Annotated in this window: 19 protein-coding genes; 13 read left to right on the top strand and 6 right to left on the bottom strand. The window is 70.1% G+C overall.

From position 1 onward, the window contains the following. Positions 1-281: 281 nt before the first annotated feature. Positions 282-1,079 (top strand): SDR family oxidoreductase, encoded by a 798-nt coding sequence (locus AB0L53_RS55340; protein WP_364013881.1) that lies wholly within the window; start codon positions 282-284, stop codon positions 1,077-1,079. A 15-nt stretch (positions 1,080-1,094) separates the two neighbouring features. Here the strand turns inward: AB0L53_RS55340 and AB0L53_RS55335 are convergent, their stop codons facing one another. Beyond that, positions 1,095-1,694 (bottom strand): helix-turn-helix domain-containing protein, encoded by a 600-nt coding sequence (locus AB0L53_RS55335; protein ID WP_364013878.1) that lies wholly within the window; start codon positions 1,692-1,694, stop codon positions 1,095-1,097. A gap of 110 nt (positions 1,695-1,804) precedes the next feature. Here AB0L53_RS55335 and AB0L53_RS55330 point away from each other — a divergent pair, with 110 nt between their 5' ends. Next, positions 1,805-2,725 carry a TIGR03620 family F420-dependent LLM class oxidoreductase gene (locus tag AB0L53_RS55330; protein ID WP_364013875.1) on the top strand — a complete coding sequence of 307 codons (921 nt, stop codon included), beginning with the start codon at positions 1,805-1,807 and terminating at the stop codon, positions 2,723-2,725. Positions 2,726-2,841: 116 nt separating this feature from the next. After that, a complete protein-coding gene (locus AB0L53_RS55325; RefSeq protein WP_364013872.1) occupies positions 2,842-3,003 on the top strand; it encodes a hypothetical protein in 162 nt (53 codons plus the stop codon). Positions 3,004-3,088: 85 nt separating this feature from the next. Here the strand turns inward: AB0L53_RS55325 and AB0L53_RS55320 are convergent, their stop codons facing one another. Next, positions 3,089-3,661: a TetR/AcrR family transcriptional regulator gene (locus tag AB0L53_RS55320; protein ID WP_364013869.1), complete on the bottom strand. Its 573-nt coding sequence runs from the start codon at positions 3,659-3,661 to the stop codon at positions 3,089-3,091. A 219-nt stretch (positions 3,662-3,880) separates the two neighbouring features. Between AB0L53_RS55320 and AB0L53_RS55315 the strand changes: the two genes are divergently transcribed. From AB0L53_RS55315 to AB0L53_RS55290, 6 genes are all read left to right on the top strand, one after another. Next, a complete protein-coding gene (locus AB0L53_RS55315; protein WP_364013866.1) occupies positions 3,881-4,192 on the top strand; it encodes a hypothetical protein in 312 nt (103 codons plus the stop codon). 20 nt (positions 4,193-4,212) lie between these two features. Continuing rightward, complete coding sequence (locus tag AB0L53_RS55310) at positions 4,213-4,785, top strand: TIGR03086 family metal-binding protein (RefSeq protein ID WP_364013863.1); 573 nt, start codon at positions 4,213-4,215, stop codon at positions 4,783-4,785. A 55-nt stretch (positions 4,786-4,840) separates the two neighbouring features. Next, complete coding sequence (locus AB0L53_RS55305) at positions 4,841-5,311, top strand: hypothetical protein (protein ID WP_364013860.1); 471 nt, start codon at positions 4,841-4,843, stop codon at positions 5,309-5,311. Positions 5,312-5,656: 345 nt separating this feature from the next. Then, the gene (locus AB0L53_RS55300; RefSeq protein WP_364013857.1) at positions 5,657-7,366 is read left to right on the top strand and encodes an FAD-binding protein; all 1,710 of its coding nucleotides are present in this window, start codon (positions 5,657-5,659) and stop codon (positions 7,364-7,366) included. Positions 7,367-7,624: 258 nt separating this feature from the next. Beyond that, positions 7,625-8,953: a sensor histidine kinase gene (locus AB0L53_RS55295; RefSeq protein ID WP_364013854.1), complete on the top strand. Its 1,329-nt coding sequence runs from the start codon at positions 7,625-7,627 to the stop codon at positions 8,951-8,953. Then, on the top strand, positions 8,950-9,609 hold the full coding sequence (locus tag AB0L53_RS55290) for a response regulator transcription factor (RefSeq protein ID WP_364013851.1): 660 nt from the start codon (positions 8,950-8,952) through the stop codon (positions 9,607-9,609). The genes AB0L53_RS55295 and AB0L53_RS55290 overlap by 4 nt, the downstream gene beginning before the upstream one ends. Positions 9,610-9,685: 76 nt before the next feature. Here the strand turns inward: AB0L53_RS55290 and AB0L53_RS55285 are convergent, their stop codons facing one another. The 4 genes from AB0L53_RS55285 to AB0L53_RS55270 are packed head-to-tail and all read right to left on the bottom strand — an operon-like array spanning position 9,686 to position 15,359. Then, positions 9,686-10,108 (bottom strand): hypothetical protein, encoded by a 423-nt coding sequence (locus AB0L53_RS55285; RefSeq protein ID WP_358548373.1) that lies wholly within the window; start codon positions 10,106-10,108, stop codon positions 9,686-9,688. After that, entirely contained in the window at positions 10,105-10,455 is a 351-nt protein-coding gene (locus AB0L53_RS55280) for a hypothetical protein (RefSeq protein ID WP_364013847.1), read from the bottom strand. The genes AB0L53_RS55285 and AB0L53_RS55280 overlap by 4 nt, the downstream gene beginning before the upstream one ends. A 13-nt stretch (positions 10,456-10,468) precedes the next feature. Next, positions 10,469-14,464, bottom strand: coding sequence for a hypothetical protein (locus tag AB0L53_RS55275; RefSeq protein WP_364013844.1), 3,996 nt, complete (start codon positions 14,462-14,464; stop codon positions 10,469-10,471). Positions 14,465-14,501: 37 nt separating this feature from the next. Next, positions 14,502-15,359, bottom strand: coding sequence for an FG-GAP-like repeat-containing protein (locus tag AB0L53_RS55270; RefSeq protein WP_364013841.1), 858 nt, complete (start codon positions 15,357-15,359; stop codon positions 14,502-14,504). Between the two features lie 119 nt (positions 15,360-15,478). On the opposite strand from AB0L53_RS55270, the gene AB0L53_RS55265 reads away from it, so the two are divergent. The 4 genes from AB0L53_RS55265 (at position 15,479) to AB0L53_RS55250 (ending at position 19,273) form a co-directional block, all read left to right on the top strand. Beyond that, a complete protein-coding gene (locus AB0L53_RS55265) occupies positions 15,479-16,123 on the top strand; it encodes a helix-turn-helix domain-containing protein (RefSeq protein ID WP_364013838.1) in 645 nt (214 codons plus the stop codon). 210 nt (positions 16,124-16,333) lie between these two features. After that, positions 16,334-17,023, top strand: coding sequence for a helix-turn-helix domain-containing protein (locus AB0L53_RS55260; protein WP_364013835.1), 690 nt, complete (start codon positions 16,334-16,336; stop codon positions 17,021-17,023). A gap of 22 nt (positions 17,024-17,045) precedes the next feature. Next, complete coding sequence (locus tag AB0L53_RS55255) at positions 17,046-18,266, top strand: cytochrome P450 (protein WP_364013832.1); 1,221 nt, start codon at positions 17,046-17,048, stop codon at positions 18,264-18,266. Beyond that, a complete protein-coding gene (locus AB0L53_RS55250) occupies positions 18,263-19,273 on the top strand; it encodes a hypothetical protein (RefSeq protein WP_364013829.1) in 1,011 nt (336 codons plus the stop codon). The genes AB0L53_RS55255 and AB0L53_RS55250 overlap by 4 nt, the downstream gene beginning before the upstream one ends. Positions 19,274-19,292: the final 19 nt, after the last annotated feature.

Below are 19,292 nucleotides of genomic sequence, written 5' to 3'. Positions count from 1 at the left end.
ACGCGCTCGGCGCTGCAGAACGCCGCTTCCATCGCGGCGCTCTTCCTCACCACCGAGGCGGTCATCGCCGAGAAGCCCGAGAAGACCCCTGCCGCTCCGGCCATGCCGGGTGGCGACATGGACTTCTGAGCCGGGCCGTCGGGTGGGACCGCTCAGGGTCCCACCCCACCTGGAGCTCTGCTCAGGCGGTGAGCCGTCGGTGAGCGTGCGGTGAGCCACTGCCGCCACCGTTGAGCCATCGCCGGATCCGCCGAGGGCCGGCCGCTGAACGAGGAGCAGAGATGAACAGTCTGACCGGCAAGACCGCGCTGGTGACCGGAGGATCGCGGGGAATCGGCCGGGCGGTCGCGCTGCGACTGGCCGCCGAGGGCGCTCTGGTCGCCGTCCACTACGGCGGCAACGACGACGCGGCCAAGCAGACGGTGGCGCGGATCGAGCAGGCAGGCGGCCGGGCGTTCGCCGTGCAGGCCCGGTTCGGCGACGATGGCGCGGTGGACCGCCTGTTCGAGGGCCTGGCCGAGGGACTGGCGAGCAGCGGTCTGGCCGAGGGACCGGCGGGCGGCGGCCTGGACATCCTGGTCAACAACGCGGGCATCGGCTCGGTCAACCCGATCGCGCAGGTCACGCCGGAGGAGTTCGGCAGGCTGCTCACGATCAACGTCAGCACACCGTTCTTCGTGATCCAGCGCGCGCTGCCGCTGCTGAACGACGGCGGCCGCATCATCAACATGGGCTCGGTGGCCAGCCGCTTCGCGGTCTCCACGCAGATCGCCTACAACCTCAGCAAGGCGGCACTGGAGTCGATGGCCCCGTCCCTGGCCAATGAGCTCGGCAGGCGCGGTATCACGGTGAACACGGTCGCGCCCGGCGCGGTGCGTACCGACATGACCGCGGGCTACAACACCATCCCCGAGGCGGTTGCCGCGATCGAAGCGATCACCGCGCTCGGCCGGCTCGGCGAGCCCGAGGACGTCGCGGACGTCGTCGGCTTCCTGGCGGGCCCGCAGGGCCGATGGGTGACCGGCCAGACCATCGACGTCTCGGGCGGCACCTACCTCGGCCCGATCGCCATGGCGTGACGCATTTCCCCGGGATCAGCTGACCGCCCGCGGAACGCGGCTGTCGCGAAGCAGTCCGTCCATGAGGACCGCCAGCATTTGCCCGACACTGGCCCGGTCGGCGGGTGACTGCTCGTGGGCCCAAGCGACACCGGCGGCGAGGCGCAGGATCGTCGAGGCGTCGATGTCATCCCGGACAGTGCCGTCGCGCTGGGCCGTTGCCACGAGTTCGTATGCCGCGGCGCGCATGGCATGGCAGGCCGAGTCCGATGGCGGCGTCTCGTTGTGGAGCGCTGTGGTGACGCTCGCCGCCAGCCCTCGATACGTCATGAGGTGGTCGACGAAGAGCTTCAACCAGGCCACAAGCGCTTCGTGCGGCGAGCGCTCGGCCTGTAGCTCGGCGGCCGCGGCGGCGAGGGCCTGGTAGCGGTCGTCGAGGACGGCCTCCACCAGCGCCTCGCGGGTGGGGAAATGACGGTAAAGAGTGCCCGAACCCACGTCGGCGTCGCGGGCGATGTCATCGAGCGAGGCCTCCACGCCCGCGCGAGCGAACGCCGCGCTCGCCGCGGCGAGCAACCGAGCCCGATTGCGCTGCGCGTCTGCCCGCATCGCGCGCGGTGCCCTTGTATCGCTCATAGCTCCCCTTTCGGTCGAAGCGATTGTACCGGGGACCGTCTCCGGATAGCATCACGCTTACCGGAGACAGTCCCCGGATAGCAGTCGTCAGGTGCGCGGAGGTTTCGTTAGTGATCACAGAAGTGAAGGCGAAGCTGGGACGCGTGGGAGTGTGGCTTGGCGGGCCCCACGTGCACGGCGCTCCGGTCGAGAGCTGGCGCCACGCTGTGAGGCGCGTCGAACAGCTCGGATACGGTTCGCTGTGGGGGCCCGAAGGAATCAGCGGCAAGGACGCTCTGGTCAACGCGGGCATTCAGCTCGCCGCGAGCGGCCAATTGGTGATCGGCACTGGAATCGCCAACATTTGGGCACGTCATCCCGCCACGATGCAGGGCGGTGCGGCGATGTTGGCCGAGGCTCACCCTGGACGGTTCGTCCTCGGAATTGGCGTCAGCCATCGATTCCTGGTCGAAGCCAATGGGCTGGACTACAGCCATCCCCTCAAGATCATGCGAGACTATCTCGACAAGATGGATCAGGCGGTGGCGCGTAACCCGCCGCCGGAGCCATTTGTTCGGGTGGTGGCCGCCTTGCAGCCCAAAATGGTAGAACTGGCTCGCGACCGCACCGACGGCGTCCATTCGTTTTCGGCCCCGGTCGAACACACCGCTCTTGTCCGTAAGGCTCTGGGGAGCGATAAGTTGCTCATTCCCGAGCAGGCGTTCATCATCGAACCCGATCCCCAACAAGCCCGTGCCATCGCTCGGCGGTACCGAGGCAGGACCGGCCCCGATTCGCCGTACGCGCGCAACTGGTCACGTCTCGGCTACAGCCGGCAGGACATCGCCGACGGGGGAAGTGATCGGCTGGTCGACGCGCTGGTCGCATGGGGCACCCCGGAGGCCGTCGCCGCGCGTGTTCAAGCGCAACTCGACGCCGGCGCCGACCATGTGCTCGTCCATCCCATCACCGATGACCTGACCACGGCCATCAGGCAACTCGAACAACTCGCGTCCGCCTTGCCACGTGGATTGGTATTCGCGAACAGTTGAACCTCGGGCCCTACCAGGGCCCGAGGCCACATCCCGCTCCGGCGCTTCCCTGACGAAGGCGGGGGCGGGGCTGCTCGACCTCGTACCCCATCGGCAGCTGCGTTGACCTCGACCCCGTGCGGGCCACGGCCACCCGCCACGCCCTGCGCGCCTCGCTCGCCGGCACCGGCGCCCTCGCGCTGGGTACCCACTTCCCCCCGCCGACCGCGGGCCGCGTGATCGCCGACGGCCCGGCCTACCGGCTGGTGTCCGTCCCGCCGACCGGGGAACGGAGGTGACGGCACGGCCCTGAGTGAGGGCGTCGACGGCGTCGCGTTACGTCAGCGGCGCCCGGGCGCGCGCCCCGTGGTCTATGGCGTTCACCTAATCGATCAGGAGGCGGTCGACCAGGGCGTTGACGTAGTCGGGGGTGAGCGGGCCCGTGCCGAATAGAACGCGGACGTACATCGGGGCCAGGAGGTGGTCGAGGATGTCCAGGCCCTCGGGTGGGTGTTCGCCGCGGTCTCGGGCGCGGTCCAGCATGCCCTGCAGTTGGCGTCCGCGTTCGGCCACGAACGCGTCTCTTGCCGGTACGCCGGCCTCTCCCCCGGTGGACAAGGCGATGATCAGGCGCAGCACCGCCAGCCCGTCGGGTCCGGTCACGTCGCGCGCGACACCGGCCGCGTACGCGCGCAGGTCGCCTTCCAAACTGCCGGTATCCGGTATGGGTGAGGTGGTGGTGAGCCAGTTGATCGCCACGTCCGCGAGCAGGGCCTCCAGGGTGCCCCAGCGGCGATAGACGCTGGTGTCGGCCACTCCGGCGCGGGTGGCGACGTCACCGACGGTGAAGTTGCCGTGGCCGCGTTCGGCGATCAGGTCGGTGACCGCGTGGTGCACTGCGGCTCGGACGCGAGCACTGCGCCCGCCGGGCCGGCGAGTCGGCTGCTGTTCCACCATGCCCGGCAGCTTAACGCAGTCACGACTTGCGTTTGCGATTGATGGCGTCCTAAAGTCCACTAACGCAGTCGCTTACTGCTTTAGGAGTGACCATGCTCCCGCTGTTCTTTCCCGACAACCCTCAGTTCTGGTACGAGACCCTGCGCACCTTCGGACACATCGCCTACGGCGGCGCCGACTTCGGCGAGGTCGTGATCACCTGTCAGCGGATCACCGCCGGTGACTACGACAGCTGGCACGACGAGTGGCCGGCCACCCGCCATGGGCGACACCCCGCGCGCGTTCGGCGCCGCCTACCTGGACTACCACCTGCGCGACGGCATCGTCGAGAAGATCGCCTGCCCGACCCTGGTCTGCGCCGGGGCCGACGACGGGTTCTTCCAGGGCCGGCCCGAGCTGACCTGCCCCAAGACGCTGCTGGAGTTCACTGGCGAACAGGGCGCCGACGCCCACTGCCAGTCCGGCGCCCAGCGACTGGCCTTCGCGCGCGTCTACGACTGGCTCGACGACGTGTTCGGCACGACCGCCTGATCCCCTTCCTGGAGAACGACATGACCATCGCCATGATCGACCGCGCTCTCGACATGACCGCCGCCATCGTCAAAGGCATCACCGACACCCGGCTCCACGCCCCCACCCCCTGCGCCGGCTGGGACGTGCGTACAGAGCTCAACCACATGGTCGGCGGCATGCGCGTCTTCGCCGCCGAGCTCACCGCGACCGACGCGGGCGGCGACCACGAGGATGACTGGCTCGGCACCGACCCGCAGGCCGCCTTCGTCACCGCAGCCGACCTCGACCGCGCCGCCTGGCATCGCCCGGGCGCCCTCGACGCCACCGTACGTTTGGGGTTCGGGGCCGTACCGGGGCCGATGGCCGCCCTCATCCATCTCACCGAAGTCCTCGTCCACGGCGTCGACCTGGCGCTCGCCACCGATCAGGAGCATCTCGTCGACGAACGGTCGTGCGGCGAACTGCTCACGATCATGCGCGGCATGGACTTCGACACCTTCCGCCTCCCCGGCATGTTCGGCCCCGCGGTCCCCGCTCCCGCCGACGCCCCCGCACACCGGCAACTACTGGCCTTCCTTGGCCGCGACGTCCCAGCCCGCCGCCGGCGATGAGTTCGTGGCACGCGTCCGGTCTATCCTTCCGACCACACGTCAACGGGAGGTAGCCGTGACAGCAGCGCGACACACAGCCAACCAGCGGTTGCAGGGCCTGGAAGTGCTCGTCGGGGAGTGGGACATGGAGGCATCGATCGACGGGCAGCCGATGGGCCGGTGTACGGCGATGTTCACCTGGCACGACAGCCGGGGATTCCTCATCATGCGCGTCGACCCACCTCAGGCGATCGCCCCGGAATGGCGGGAGAGTTCGCCGTTTCCGATCGATGCCGCCATCGGTCTCGACGACCACAGTGGCGCCTTCGCCATGCTGTACGCCGATGCGCGGGGAGTGTGCCGGATCTACCGGATGAGCTTCGAGAACGGTCATTGGGAGATGCGGGGGCAGGCAGGGCCGGGCTTTCACCAGCGCTTCGAGGCGACGATCCGTGGCGACGGCCGTCTTGTCACCGGACGATGGGACGCCTCCAGCGACGGCGAAACCTGGAAGCCCGACTTCGAGGTCACCTACGCGAAGAGGTGAGGCGGGTTCGCAGGCCGGATCGCCCAGCGGTGTCGGCAGGCGACGCCCGACCTCTCGGAGGGCGCCGAGCTCCCTCGCCCGACCTCCTGGTCACAGTCGGCGCGCCCTACTCACGGTCGCGCGCCCGACCTCTTGTCCGAAGGGCGCCCCACCCCGTGGCCGCGCACGCCCGGCCTCCTGGTCACAGGCGGCTGACGCCACCCGCTGCCGGTCAGCCGATCGGTGGGGCGGATCAGCCGCTCGGAGGGGCGGAGAGGTGAGCCGCTGATTCATGCCACGGGTTGATGTGTGCCGTGCTGCCTGCTTGAGAGGCTGACGACCTCCAATCGGAAAGGGGCGAGTCACATGCCAGAAGTGGGCGACGGGCGTACGAGCCTGCCGGGCGCCGCTGCGGTGAGTCGTCGTGGGCTGCTCGCCGGTGCGGGTGCCGCGGCGATCACCGCGGCGGGCACGGTGGCGGGCACCGCAGCGGCCGGCACGTGGGGTGCCGAGGCGGCGTTGGCGCAATCGGGCGCGGCGGAGTCTGTCGCGGCGGATGCGGAAGCGGCGGCATTCGGGCCGGTGACAGTACGTCCGGGCGACTTTCGCTACGACAACCTGTTGCGTGGCAACAACTTCCGGTTCGTCGGCCGGCCGGAGGAGATCCGCGTGGTCGGGTCGACCGATCAGGTGGTGCGCGCGGTGTCAGAGGCGGTGCGGTCCGGCCGACGGGTCGCGGTGCGCAGTGGCGGGCACTGCTTCGAGAACTTCACCGCCGATCCGGCGGTCCGGGTGCTGCTGGACCTTTCGCCGATGGACGAGGTCGGCTATGACGCCGACCGGCGGGCGTTCGCCGTGCAACCCGGAGCCACCCTCGGCCAGGTGTACCGGACGCTGCTCAAAGGCTGGGGCGTGACGATCCCCGGGGGCGGCTGCCCGGAAGTGGGGGCCGGTGGGCACTTCGCGGGCGGCGGATACGGACCGCTGTCCAGGCGGTACGGCTCGGTGGTGGATCATCTGTACGGCGTGGAGGTCGTGGTGGTCGACCGCGACGGCACCGCCCGCGCGGTGGTCGCCACCCGCGAGCCGGACGACCCGCACCGCGACCTGTGGTGGGCGCACACCGGCGGTGGCGGCGGCAACTTCGGCGTGGTCACCCGCTACTGGCTGCGCTCCCCCGGCGTCGCCGGCACCGATCCGTCCCAGCTGCTGCCGGCGGCGCCGCAGCGGATGCTGCAGCACGTGGTCATCTGGTCCTGGGAGCACATAACCGAAAAAGCACTTACCGGACTGCTGCGTAACTTCGGGGTCTGGCATGAGCGCAACAGCGCGCCCGGCTCTCCGTACGCCGGGCTGTACGGGATCCTCCAGCTGTCGCACCGCGCCGGCGGAACCGTCATGCTGGTCGCGCAGATCGACGCGGACCTCCCCAACGCCGACAGCATGGTGACCGGCTTCGCGTCCTCGGTGACCGCCGGCCTCGACCTCAAACCGGCGCTCGACATCCGGCGGACGATGCCCTGGTTACACCGGATGACCTGGCCGGGCACCGGCGAGCCGGGTGACGTGATCACCCGGCGATACAAGATCAAGGCCGGCTACCTGCGACGATCATTCACCGAGACCCAACTCGCGGCCGTCCATCGCAACCTGACCAACTCCACCGGCGGCTCCAACGCCGGCATGCTGCTCATCGGCTACGGCGGCCAGGTCCGCGCGGTAGCGCCAGGAGCCACCGCGATCGCCCAGCGAGACGTGGTCATGAAGGCGGTCTACCAGACGATCTGGGAAGACGAAAAGGAGGACAAGGCCAACCTCGACTGGGTCCGCGGCTTCTACCACGACGTTTACGCCGAGACCGGCGGCGTGCCCGTGCCCGGCGAGGTCAACGACGGCTCCTACATCAACTACCCGGACGCCGACCTGGCCGACCCCGCGTGGAACACCTCAGGTGTGCCCGCGCACACGCTCTACTACAAGGACAACTACCCACGCCTCCAGCGGGTGAAGGCCCGGTGGGACCCGCGCAACATCTTCCGGCACGCCCTGGCCATCGAGCCTCCCCGGGCCGGTTGAGCCGCGTAGGGACGTGCTGATGTGGAGGGTTGGATTCCCCGCTGGGAGTCGGCTCCGGATGAGAAGGAGGCCGGATAAGCCGATCCAGCGACATCGAGCTTCCCCAGGCCGGTTGAGCCGGGTCAGGACGTGCCAACGTGGAGGCTAGATCCCCGCTGGGGCGGCGACGGATGAGGAGGACGCGGATGTGCGATCCAGCGACACGGTGGCCCGTGCCTCCACCCGCATGCTGGCTTGCGCCGGTGGAGGAGCACGTGGATGAGTGATCCAGCGGTACGGTGGCCCCTGCCGGTGACCGTCGGCCCGTATGCCTTACTGGCGCTCCTGGCCGGTGTCACCGTGGCCATCAAACAGTCGGCGGGCGCGTCCCCGCTTATCGACCTGGTGCTGTGCGCGCTGATGGCGGCCTGGATGCTGGGGCTCTTCACGCTCCGCCCCGCCTGGCGCGAGCGCGTGCCGGTGATGGCCGTGTTCTTCACCGTACTCATCCTGCTCACGGCGATTCTGGTGGTCAGGGACCCGTGGTTCGGGTTCTTCACTCCCGCCGGATACATCTACGCCTTCCGGGTGCTGCGCTGGCCGTGGCAGCCGGCCGGCGTCGCGGCGGTGGCGATGGTGTCGGGCACGGCGCAGGCGTACGGCGTGGACAAGACCACACCCGTGGGACTGATCACGTACGTCGCTGTCATGGCCGCGAATGTGATCCCTATGTGTGGCTTCGCCTGGTTCGCTCGGCGTAGTGCTCAGCAGAACGACGAGCGCAAGCGGGCGCTGGAAGAGGCGCGTGAAGCGAACCGCAAGCTGGAGACGACGCTGACGGAGAACGCGGCCCTGCACGAGCAGTTACTTGCGCAGGCCAGGCAGGCCGGTGTGCACGATGAGCGGCGGCGGATGGCGCGGGAGATCCACGACACCCTGGCGCAGGGACTCACCGGCATCATCACCCAACTGCACGCGGCCGAGCACGCCGGCGACGACCCGGCGGAATGGCGCCGGCACATCGAGGCCGCGACCAGGCTGGCCGGGGAGAGCCTGTCCGAGGCGCGGCGATCGGTGGACGCGCTGCGTCCTGAGCCGCTGCGGACGGCGCGGCTGGGCGAGGCGCTGGCGAGCGTGGCCAGCCGCTGGTCGGCACTGCACGAGATCCCGGTCCAGGTCACGACGACCGGCACGGCGCGGCCGATGCGCCCGGAGGTCGAGGTCGCGCTGCTCAGAACCGCGCAGGAGGCACTGACGAATGTGGCCAAGCACGCGCGGGCGACCCGGGCGGGGGTGACACTGTCGTACATGGAACACGAGGTCGCTCTGGACGTGCGCGACGACGGCGCCGGCTTCGACCCGGCCCGCCTCGGGGACAACGGAGACGGCTCCGACGCGGCCCACCTCAGGGACAGCGGTGGCGGCTTCGGCCCGGCCCGGCTCAGGGACGGCGGTGGCGATGGTCCGCGTACGGCTCACCTTGGGTTTGGGCTGATCGCGATGCGGCAGCGGATCGAGGGCCTGTCAGGCACGCTGCAGGTGGAGTCGGAGCTCGGTGCCGGCACGGGGATCTCGGCCCGCGTCCCCGCCGAGTGGGCCGAGTCATGAGCCGCCCGGACAGCGTGATCAGACTGCTGGTCGTCGACGACCATCCGGTGGTCCGAGATGGCTTGAGCAGCATGTTCGCCCGCGATCCGGACTTCGAGGTGGTCGGGGAGGCAGCCGATGGAGCCGAGGCGGTCCGGCTCGCCGAGACGCTACGGCCGGATGTGGTCCTCATGGATCTGCGGATGCCCGGCATGGACGGCGTGAGCGCGACAAAAGAGCTGGCCGGTGGCGGGACTGGGGTGCGCGTGCTGGTGCTCACGACGTATGACACCGACAGCCACGTGCTGCCCGCGATCGAGGCGGGCGCCACCGGCTACCTGCTCAAGGACGCTCCTCGTGACGAGCTCCTGCGGGCGGTCCGGGCGACGGCTCGGGGTGAGGCGGTTCTCGCGCCGTCGGCGGCGGCTCTGCTCATGAGCCGGGTACGTTCCTCCGCCTCGGGGCCGCTCAGCCAGCGGGAGCTCGAAGTGCTCCAGCTGGTGGCGGCCGGTGGCACGAACCGAGAGGCGGCGGCACAGCTGTTCATCACGGAGGCCACGGTCAAATCCCACCTGCTGAACATCTACGGCAAGCTCGGCGTCGGCGACCGCGCCGCCGCCGTCACCGAGGCGTTCAACCGGGGGCTGCTCGTCCCCCGAGCACCGGGACAATCCTGACGCCGCGCCGGTGCGCGCTATCAACGCGCACCGGCGCGGCGTCCGCCGGTCTCAATCCGCCTGGAGGCGGCGTGGCTCAGGCGGTTCCCTTCCCATCGGCGGATCTCGCCACGTCCTCGGCCATCCTGGCCAGCACGTTCCTGGCGATCAGCGCCACGGTCTTCATGTCGCCCAGCGCCTCGATCCGGCCGTCGGCCGACCCGCCGTGTTTCTCGTAAGCGGACGACAGCTCGCCGCCGTAGAGCGCTTCCCGCGCCCTCGGCACCGCCTGGTCGGCGAGCACCCTGAGCGCCGCCCGGTACTGGCCGGGCGGCAACGTCAGCAGATTGAGGTGGAGGCCGGCCCCGCCGGGACCGTCGTGCCGGGGCACGACGGTGAGTTCCCCGAGCCCCGGCACCCCTTCACGGAGGGCCGCCACCATCAGGCCGAACATGGGTTCCGAGCCGGAGTACATCAGCCAGCTGTAGTCGGGTGAGATGGAGACGCTGTAGAGGTTCACTCCGTGCTCCTCTCATCCAGCTCCCGCAGCACCTCGGCGGCCATCATGGCCAGGATCTCCAGATGATGGACCTCGCCGGCGAGGTGTGCCTCGTACTGCGGATCGCGCACGCGCGCCTCATAGACGGCCGGGACCTCCTCGGCCAGGACCCTCAGCACCTCGTGACGGCCAGGCTCCGGCAGATCGTACACGCGGAAGTTGTGCAACTCCTCGAAACCGGCCTGGTCGGCGTACGACCAGACGGACTCGTCGTGGACCCGTTCCTTGAGGTAGTCCACAACCCACGAGGACAGGCCCGTGGACGCGGGCCAGACATACTCCGCCGAGACACTGATGTCCCTGCTCATGCGCACCACCCCCTCAGTGGATACCGACGAAGGAGACCTTGCTGGACCAGCCCATCTCCTGGTAGTAGGCCCTGAGCGTAGCGAGCTCGGAGGCCCCCAGTTTCGACATGTCGAAGATCGTCACGTCGGCCTTGTTGACATGCTTGGCGATGGTCGCCTTCAGGTTGCCGCCGTTGCCCGCCCAGTGATCGGCGAAGCGCTGCGGGGTGAGGTCGTGCCCCATGGCGTCATACGTCAGGCCGTTGGAGCCGACCCAGTCAGGGTTGGACGGGGTCGGCTGGCCGGGCCCGGGCTTGGGCGGCGTGTAACGACTGAGCCTGACACTCGACTGCGCCTCGAACAGCGTGGCGGACGCCGCCTCGTCGGCCCGGAACCCGCGGCCGGCGTCGAAGCCCAGGTCGAAGGTGTGCGCCAGCTTGGCGAATTGCTCGCTTTTCGTGCCGGTGGCCGTCGTTCCGGTGATGACTTCCAAGCGGGCCACCGCCGTTGTCAGTGCCTTCGGCGCGACCTCGCCGCTGGCGACCGATGCCCTCAGCGCTTCGACGGCGGCGTCGAGACCGATGCCGGTGCGCATCGCCGTCTCGAGGGCGATGATCTTCCGGGCGACCTCGACGATCTTGTCCGGCGGGACGAAGAACGCCGCCGCCATCAGGCAGTTGCCGACTTTGAGCTTGGCGCACTCGGTGAAGTCGTGCGTGATGATCTTCAGCAGGTTCCGCAGCGCACCGGCCATCAGCTCCTGCTGGGTGAAGTGCCGGGTCGTCTCATAGTCGCGCGTGAACGGCTCGTTCCCCACCGGGAAGTACGAGCCGGTGCAGGAGCCGTCCGAGGAGTACTGGCAGTCCGACAGCACCATGTAGTAGGCCGTGCCTTCGAGATGCACGTGCAGCCTGATGTCGCAGCCACCGGTGCCCACGCAGTCGCTGAGCGGCTCGATGTAACTCTTGTCGTTGAACTCGAAGTACGTCAGGACGTTCGCGTTGGCCGCCACCTGGTCGTTCAGGTCGCTGGCTTCCTTGGCGGTCTCGGTGCGGGTGGCGGCGTCCTGGGCGTCCTTGGCCGCCTGCCGGGCGTTGGCGGCCGCGGTCTCGGCAGTGGTCGCGTCCGCCTCGGCCTGGGTGGCGACGTCGCGGGCCTTGGCCGCGTCGTTCTCGGCCGCGCCGGCGGCCTCGCGGGCGGAGGCGGCGTCGCGTTCGGCCTCGTCGGCCGAATCACGGGCCTCGCCGGCGTACTCGTCGGCGGCGTCGGCGGCCGATGCGGCCGCCGCGGCGTCCGCGGTGGCCTGGCGGTCGTACTCGACGGTGTTGGCCTCGGCCTTCACCGCCGCGCTTGCCGCCGTCTTCGCCTCGGCCGCCGAAGCCTGGGCCTGGGCGAGCGAGGCCACCGCCCTGGCCGCGGAGCCCGCCGCCTGGGACGCTGCGGTGGCGGCCGCCTTGGCGTCGGCGTCGGCCTGGGCCGCGAGGGCGGCTGCCTCCTTCGCCGCCTTGTCCGCCTGGGCGGCCTTGGCCTGGGCGACGGCGGCCTGCTGGGCGGCCAGCGTCTTGGACGCCTGCGCGGTCAGCACGGCCAAGCCCGCCGAGGCGTCGGTCTCCTTGTACGGGGAGCCCAGCTCGATGGCGTCGTTGGCCGGTTTGATCACCTGTACGGCGGAGTCGCGGGCGGCGAGCGCCGCCTGGGCGGTGGCGTAGGCGAACCCGGCGGTCTTGACCGCGCTGACGTGCGCGGCGTCGGCCTCCTTGCGCGCGACGACGGCGTCGGCCCTGGCCTTGACCGCGTTGGCCTTGGCGGTGTCGGCGTAGGCCTTGGCGTCGCGGACGTTGATGGAGGCGTCCCACGAAGCCTTGATGGCGTCGGCCGCCGCCGCGTGGGCCTTCATGACCGACGCGTTGGTGATCGCCACGTCGCGCTGGGCCGCGTCGGAGGCGGACCGGGCGCGGGCCGCAGAGGCCTCGGCGCGGGTGGCCGCCTCGCGGGCCGAGGCTGCGGCCGAGGTGGCCTCGTTGGCGGCGGCGCGGGCGTTGGTCGCGGCGGTCGTCGCGGCGGTCGCGGCCGACCGCGCCTGGGTCGCGGCGGCGCGGGAGGCGGCAGCGTCGGCCGTTCCCTCGTCCGCTGCGGCCTGTGCCTCGGCCGCCGCTGCCTGCGCGGACAGGATGTCGCGCCGGCGTTCCGCGGCGATCGCGTCGCTGCGCGCGGTGGTGGCTCTGCGTTCTGCCTCGACCGCCTCGTCCTTCTTGCTCGCGGCGGTGGCACCGGCGGTCTGCGCGTCGCCGAGCCTTGAGGCCGCGATCTGCCGCTGGTTTTGGGCCGTGCTCTCCGCTGCGGCGGCGTTGGCCCGCTCCCTGGCGGCGATCTCCTTCTGTGTCTTGGCGTTGTCGCGCTCGGCCTCGGCGATCTGCCGCTTGGCGCGGGCGTCGGCCGCGGCCGCCTTCGCCGTCTGCTCGGCGGCCTCGGCCCTGGCCTGAGCGCTCTTGGCCTTGGCCGCGTTCTCCGCCGCCAAAGCCGCCTGCGTCGCCGCGCCTTCGGCGGCGGCCTTGGCCTGCGCGGCCGCCTCCTCGGCGGCCATCCGCCGGAACTCCGCCCGCGAAGCGTGCGCCTGCGTCTCGGCCAGCGCCATCAGCGTCTTACTGTCCGCGGCAGAGGCACGAGTGGCGTTGGAGGCCGTCTCGGTCGCCTTCGAAACGGCCAGCGTGGCCGCGGCCGAAGCCCGGGTGACCTGCACCGCCTGCTGGCCGTAGAGCAGGCCGCGGCCCCGGGGCAGCCCGGCGGCGTCGGCGATCGCATACGCGGCCTGCTGAGCCGCGACGGCGGCGGTGGCGTGCCGCTGCGCCGACTGGGCGGCGCGCGAGGCGACGAACACCCGGCCCAGCGCCATCGCCTGTGCCTTGACGATGTCGTTCTTGACCTTGGCGAACACCGCGGCGCTCGGATAGGACGGGGTTCCGGACGGCTGCTTGAGCCAGTAGGCCTGCCAGTCGGCCAGCCGGACCCCGATGGTCGACTGCCCGAGGGCCTCACCGAGGGCCTGGGTGGCGACCTGGAGGTCGGCGGCGGCCTGGGCCTCCTCGCTGAGGATGGTGTCACGCTGGGCGCGCTGGCCGTCGACCTCCTGCTGCCACTCCGCCGAGGCCGTGGCGAACTCAGAGGTCAGCACCTCGTGCGGGTCCGGCGGGTTGTCGGTGGCGCAGGAGGCGTAGCGGGCCTTGAGGTTCTCGACGTCGACCCGGAACTCCATGCTGTCCGGATCGGGCGCGCTTGTTGGGAAGCCGCCGCGCTCCAGGAAGGCCCGCGCGTCGTCGGCGTACATGGGGTGCAGGAAGGACATGTCCTTCCACGCGTCCCGCCCCTTGTCGTCGTCGCCGTTCGCGGGGTAACGCTCCTTGGCGATCGCGTTGACCGCGTCCACGGACTCCTTGGCGGCCAGCGGGGTCTGGTCGGCGTAGAGGTCCTCCTCTTCCCGCCAGTACTGGCCGTCGACCCAAGACGAAAGGCCTACCTTGGTGAACGGGTTGTCCTTCTGCTCGATCCACTGGAACGAGACGTTCGTATAACCCGACGGAGGCGGGACGTTGAGCGACTCCTCCCAGACGGTGTGCCGGTCCTGAAGCTCGTCCAGCTTGGTCGAGGCCCGCTCTTCGTCCTGCTCATAGGCGGTGTGCAGCGGGGTCGACGGGGTGGTCTCGTAGTCGGGGGCGGCGTTGCGCAGCAGGATGTCGTCCGTGCCGCCCAGCCCGGCGCGGGCGACGGCCTTCAGGTCCTGGCCGCCCTTGCGCTGTACGGCGGTGAGCAGGCACTGGGCCGCGCGGACCGACGCGGCGTGCGCGAGGTCGTACTCGGCGGCGTCAGCGAAGGCGGCGTCGGCGAAGGCGAGCGCCGGGCCGGCGCCGGGCAGGGGCGCGAACTGCACGCCGGCGATCACGACGCCGACGGAGGTGAGGGCCGCGGCGGTGGCGCGCAGCCGTCCTAAAAGAGGGCGCCGGGCACGGCGCGATGAAGAGGTGTTGGTGTGCATGGTCAGCTTTCAGCCGCTGGAATGGGGATGGATGTGCTCAGAAGAAGGCGTTGAAGGCGTTCCAGCCCGCGTTGCCGATCTTCAATTTGGCGGCGAAGGGGGCCGAGGAGACGCCGGTGCCCTTGAAGAGCCACAGCGCGCCGGCGGAGTCGCGGGCGATCAGGTCGGCCTTGCCGTCCCCGTTGTTGTCGCCGGTGGAGACCAGGGCGGTGTAGGCGTCCCAGCCGGTGCCCGCGCTGATGCGGGCGCCCAGGATCTGGTCGGCGGTGATGCCGCCGGTCCCCGGATAGATGTAGAGGGTGCCCGCGGTGTTCCTGGCCAGCAGGTCGTTCTTGCCGTCGCCGGTGTAGTCGCCGTAGCCCGCCAGGGCGTCCATGCCGTTCCAGCCGGCGGTCCCGGCCTGCACGCGGCCCGAGAGGCCTCCGTCGGAGCGGCCCGGGTAGAGCCACAGGGCGCCGGCCGTGTCCCGCGCGATGATCTCGGGCGAGGCGCTGCTGCCCATGTTGCCCGGGGTCATGATCAGGTTGTACTGGTCCATGTTCGAGGCGACCGGCATGGTCGAGGTGCCGCGCTCGGCGGTGTAGTAGAGCTCGCCGCCCAGACGGAAGAACAGGTCGTTCCTGGTGCCGTTCTCGGAGGTGGTGGCGCGCAGGATCGCGGTCGCCGCGGAGAAGCCGCCGCCGAGGTCGACGGCGGCCTCGAGGCCGCCGGTGCTCTTGGGCTCATAGGCGAGCAGGTGGCCGTCGCTCGCCCTGCGTACGAACAGGGGCAGCATGGGCGCGTCCGCCGCGGCGGACGCGGCGGGCGCGGTGAGCAACGAGCCCAGCACGGTGAGCAGGACCAGCGCTGCCAGGGTTCTGGCACGGGCTAACGCCCGGTTTACGGGTTTGGACATTCGATGTGACCTCGTATGGCTAGGAGGGGTCGACCTCGCGGGTGGCGTACTCGCTCTGCCCGCGAGAATGTGTCCAAGATACACAGTTCCAGATCACTTGCTCTGTTATTCTGGTGGGCGTGCCTCGTCCTCGGATTCATGATCTGGATCACTTGCTGGATGTCGCCGAGCGACTGGTGGTCGACGGCGGGCCAGATGGTTTGACGGTGCGCGGGCTGGCGGCGGCCTCCGGGGTGTCGAACGGGGCGATCTACCACGCGTTCGGGTCGCTGCCGGTGCTGCTCGGGCGGCTGTGGCTGAGGGCGGCGGAAGACTTCCTGGATCTGCAGATCGAGCTCGTCGACGCGGTGCGGGGGGACGGCCGGGAGGCGGCGGTCGAGGCAGTGGTGGCGGCGGCGAGCGCGCCCGCGGTGTTCGCCGACCGGCGGCCCACGGCGGCGCGGATGCTGATGACGATGCGACGCGACCAGTTGCTCGGTCCCCAGGTGCCGGAGGAACTGGCTGACGCGATGTTCGCCCTGGACAAGCGGCTGATCATGCTCCTGGTTAGGTTGTCGAGGGCGCTGTGGGACCGCGCCGACAGGGCGGGCGTCGAGGTGATGACGCTGTGCGTGGTCGATCTGCCGACGGCTGTGTTCCGCCGGACGTTGACCGAGCCGTCCGTAGATGGTCAGCCCGAGATCAGCGCCGACAGCCGGGAACGGCTGAAAGCCGCGGTCCGCGCCGCCCTCACCCTTCCGCCACCGCCCCCGCACGTCGGCTAGCACGTCCCCACAGGGACGAACTGACCACGCCGTCTGGCCCGCGATTTCGCGAGGCCCGGCCCGCGCGCTCTGGCCCTGCTTCATCGGCGTCCTGCTGCCATTTCCTGGATTTCTGGCCACCCCACTCCTCGCGGCAAGCCACCCCCAGGTGTACCTTTGACCGTGTGACCCGATTCGAGAATCCGGTCAACGGGTCATTGAGGAGATGTGATGAGCGACGAGCGGGCCGACTGGATCCTGGAAACCGCCGCGGAGCTGCTGGTCTCGTGGGGATACCGGCGGGTGACGATCGAGGATGTCGCGCGCCGGGCCGGCATCGGCAAGGGGACGGTCTACCTGCACTTCAACACCAAAGAGGTGCTGTTTCTCACCGTGTTGTTGCGTGAGCAGGCGCGGCTGCTCGACCGGTTCCTGGCCGCCTTCCAAGCCGACCCGTCCCACGTGCTCCCGAGCGAGCTGGCCAGGCAGGCGTACCAGTTGGTGCACGAGGACCCGATCGTCCACCTGATCATCACCGGGGACCCCGAGACGCTCGGTGCGCTCGCCCGCAGCGGCGCCGAGCATGTCGGCCCGCTCATGAAGGCGCGCGTGCGGACGATCGCCGATTACTTCGAGGTCATGCGCGAGCACGGTGTCGTCCGCGACGACCTGGCGCCCGAGGCGCTCCTGCACGCCTACACCGCGATCCTCAGCGGGTTCCTGATGATCGATCCGTACCGGACGGACGACGAGATCTCGCTGGCGGCCAGGGGCGACCTGATCGCGTACACCGTCAGGTCGACCTTCGAAACCCCCGACGCGGCCGCGCGTGTGCGCGGCGCCGTACCGCAAGTGCTCGAGCTCTACCGGAACATGCGCGAACTGCTGGTCGAGGAGATCGGCCGACAGAAACTCACCTGAGCTTCACCTGAGTGGAGGCATCGTGAATGTCGTCAACCTGATAGATCCGGCACTCATGCAGGACCCTTTCGGCGGCTTCGCTCGAATCCGGGAGGAGGGGCCGATGGTCAAGGGCTCTTTCTCCGGAGCGGTCACCCCGATGTGGCTGATCACCCGCTACGAGGCCGTGAAGAACGTGCTCAGCGACACCCGGTTCGTCAACAGCCCGGCGAGCGTGCCCGGGATGGATGTGGGCAACATCCGCGAGCAGATGATCGCGGCCAGGGGCATCGACCCGGAGCTGGCCCCGTACATCCTCGACAGCATCCTGGACGTGGACGGCGCCGACCACCTCCGGCTGCGCCGCCTGGTCTCCCGCGAGTTCACCGCCCGCCGGGTCATCGACCTGCGCCCCCGCATGGCCGAGCTCACCGAGGCGCTGCTCGACCAGTTGGACAACGAGACCGAACTGATCGAGAACTTCGCCTACCCGCTGCCCATCACGGTGATCTGCGAGCTGGTCGGCGTACCCGAGGAGGACCGTTCCGCCTGGCGTGACCAGGGGCAGGCCCTGATGACCCTCACTCCCGGCGCGGCGAACGCACCGCTGTGGGGGATGGTCGAGCTGGCCCAGGACCTGATCGAACGGCGGCGCGCGGAACCGGGCGACGACCTGCTGTCGGCGTTGATCCGTGCCCACGACGAGGACGGCGACCGGCTGAGCGACCGCGAACTGGTCACCATGCTCGTCACCCTCATCCTGGCCGGTCACGAGACGACCACTCACCTGATCGGCAACGGCACCCTGGCCCTGCTCTCCCACCCCGACCAGCTCGAGCTGGTGAAGAAGGACCCGGGGCTGTGGCCGCGTGCCGTACACGAGCTGATGCGCTGGTGCGGGCCCGTCCACGGCACCCAGATGCGGTACGCGGCCGAGGACATCGAGATCGACGGGCAGACGATCAAGAAGGGTGAAGGCGTCATCCCCATCTTGGTCAGCGCCAACTACGACCCGCGCCGCTTCGACGACCCGTTACGGCTCGACGTGACCCGTGAGCAGGACTCCCGGCGTGAGACGCACGTGGGCTTCGGCCACGGGCTGCACTACTGCCTGGGCGCGGCGCTGGCGCGCGGCGAGGCGGAGATCGCGTTCAACGCGCTGTTCCGCCGTTTCCCCGACCTGGCCCTGGCCGGTGAGCCGGAGCGGGAGTACATGCCGATGTCCTGGCGCCTGGCCAAGCTCCCCGTCCGGATGTACCTGTGACGACAATTCAGCGGAACCCGCGACTCGTACGCGCGGCGCCCACCATCGGGCTGTTGCTCCTGGCGCCGCTGGTCGCGGAGTTCCTGATGGGGAACTTCCCGATCACCAACGTCGCCGTGCTCCTCTCCATGATCCCCCTGTACGGAGCCGGCGCCCTGTTCATCCGCGAGGCGGTCCGGCGGACCGGGCGCGGCTGGCCGGCCATGCTGGCGTTCGGGCTGGCGTACGGGATGTTCGAGGAGGCGTTCCTCACCCAGACGCTCTGGGACGAGAACTGGGCCGACACCCGCATTCTCGACTACGGCTACATGCCCGCGCTGGGGACGGCGCTGCCGTGGATCATGTTCATGGCGGGCGTGCACACCATCTGGAGCATCAGCGTCCCGATCGCGATCATGGAGACGCTGGCCGGCTCCCGCCGCACCACGCCCTGGCTGAAGAAGCGCGGTTTCTGGACCGTGGCCGTGATCTTCGCGCTCTACTCCGTGCTCGGCACCGCCACCACCGCCGCCGGCAAAGGCCTGCTCACCGGCCCACTCCAGTACATCGGGGCGGCCGTGGTGGTCACCGCGCTCGTCGTGCTCGGCCTGCGCCTGCGCCCCAGCGCCCCCACGGCCGAGGGGAAGGCGCCCGGCCCGTGGGCGGTGTTCGCCTTCGCCCTGGTGGCCGGGGCCATCTTCGTCCTCCTCTACGCGGTTGACCCCACCGGCCTGTCGCCATGGCTGGCGATCCCTCTTCCGACGTGGGGCAGCGTGCTCATCTACCTGGCGCTGTTCGCCACGGTCGGTGCGGTGGTGGCCCGCTGGTCGCATCGCTCCGGCTGGTCGGACGCGCACCGGCTGGCGCTCGCGGCGGGGGCCATGCTCACGTACGCGTGGCACTCGTTCCCATGGGAGCCGGTCACGACCGAGCCCGTGAGCCAGGCGGTCGACCTGACCAGCAACGCCATCTTGACGGTCGGCGCGCTCGTCCTGCTGGTGATCGCGGCTCGCCGGGTCTCCACGTGACCAGCCGGAAGGACGGCTG

This window comes from Nonomuraea sp. NPDC052129 (assembly GCF_040680095.1).
Taxonomy (GTDB): Bacteria; Actinomycetota; Actinomycetes; order Streptosporangiales; family Streptosporangiaceae; genus Nonomuraea.
This window is presented reverse-complemented; position numbering and strand designations above follow the sequence as displayed.

What these genes read in the sequence shown, in the direction of transcription:
- AB0L53_RS55340 (WP_364013881.1), top strand. Translation starts at nt 282, where the DNA reads ATGAACAGTCTGACCGGCAAGACCGCGCTGGTGACCGGAGGATCGCGG.
- AB0L53_RS55335 (WP_364013878.1), bottom strand. Translation starts at nt 1,694, where the DNA reads ATGAGCGATACAAGGGCACCGCGCGCGATGCGGGCAGACGCGCAGCGC.
- AB0L53_RS55320 (WP_364013869.1), bottom strand. Translation starts at nt 3,661, where the DNA reads ATGGTGGAACAGCAGCCGACTCGCCGGCCCGGCGGGCGCAGTGCTCGC.
- AB0L53_RS55310 (WP_364013863.1), top strand. Translation starts at nt 4,213, where the DNA reads ATGACCATCGCCATGATCGACCGCGCTCTCGACATGACCGCCGCCATC.
- AB0L53_RS55300 (WP_364013857.1), top strand. Translation starts at nt 5,657, where the DNA reads ATGCCAGAAGTGGGCGACGGGCGTACGAGCCTGCCGGGCGCCGCTGCG.
- AB0L53_RS55295 (WP_364013854.1), top strand. Translation starts at nt 7,625, where the DNA reads ATGAGTGATCCAGCGGTACGGTGGCCCCTGCCGGTGACCGTCGGCCCG.
- AB0L53_RS55290 (WP_364013851.1), top strand. Translation starts at nt 8,950, where the DNA reads ATGAGCCGCCCGGACAGCGTGATCAGACTGCTGGTCGTCGACGACCAT.
- AB0L53_RS55280 (WP_364013847.1), bottom strand. Translation starts at nt 10,455, where the DNA reads ATGAGCAGGGACATCAGTGTCTCGGCGGAGTATGTCTGGCCCGCGTCC.
- AB0L53_RS55275 (WP_364013844.1), bottom strand. Translation starts at nt 14,464, where the DNA reads ATGCACACCAACACCTCTTCATCGCGCCGTGCCCGGCGCCCTCTTTTA.
- AB0L53_RS55270 (WP_364013841.1), bottom strand. Translation starts at nt 15,359, where the DNA reads ATGTCCAAACCCGTAAACCGGGCGTTAGCCCGTGCCAGAACCCTGGCA.
- AB0L53_RS55260 (WP_364013835.1), top strand. Translation starts at nt 16,334, where the DNA reads ATGAGCGACGAGCGGGCCGACTGGATCCTGGAAACCGCCGCGGAGCTG.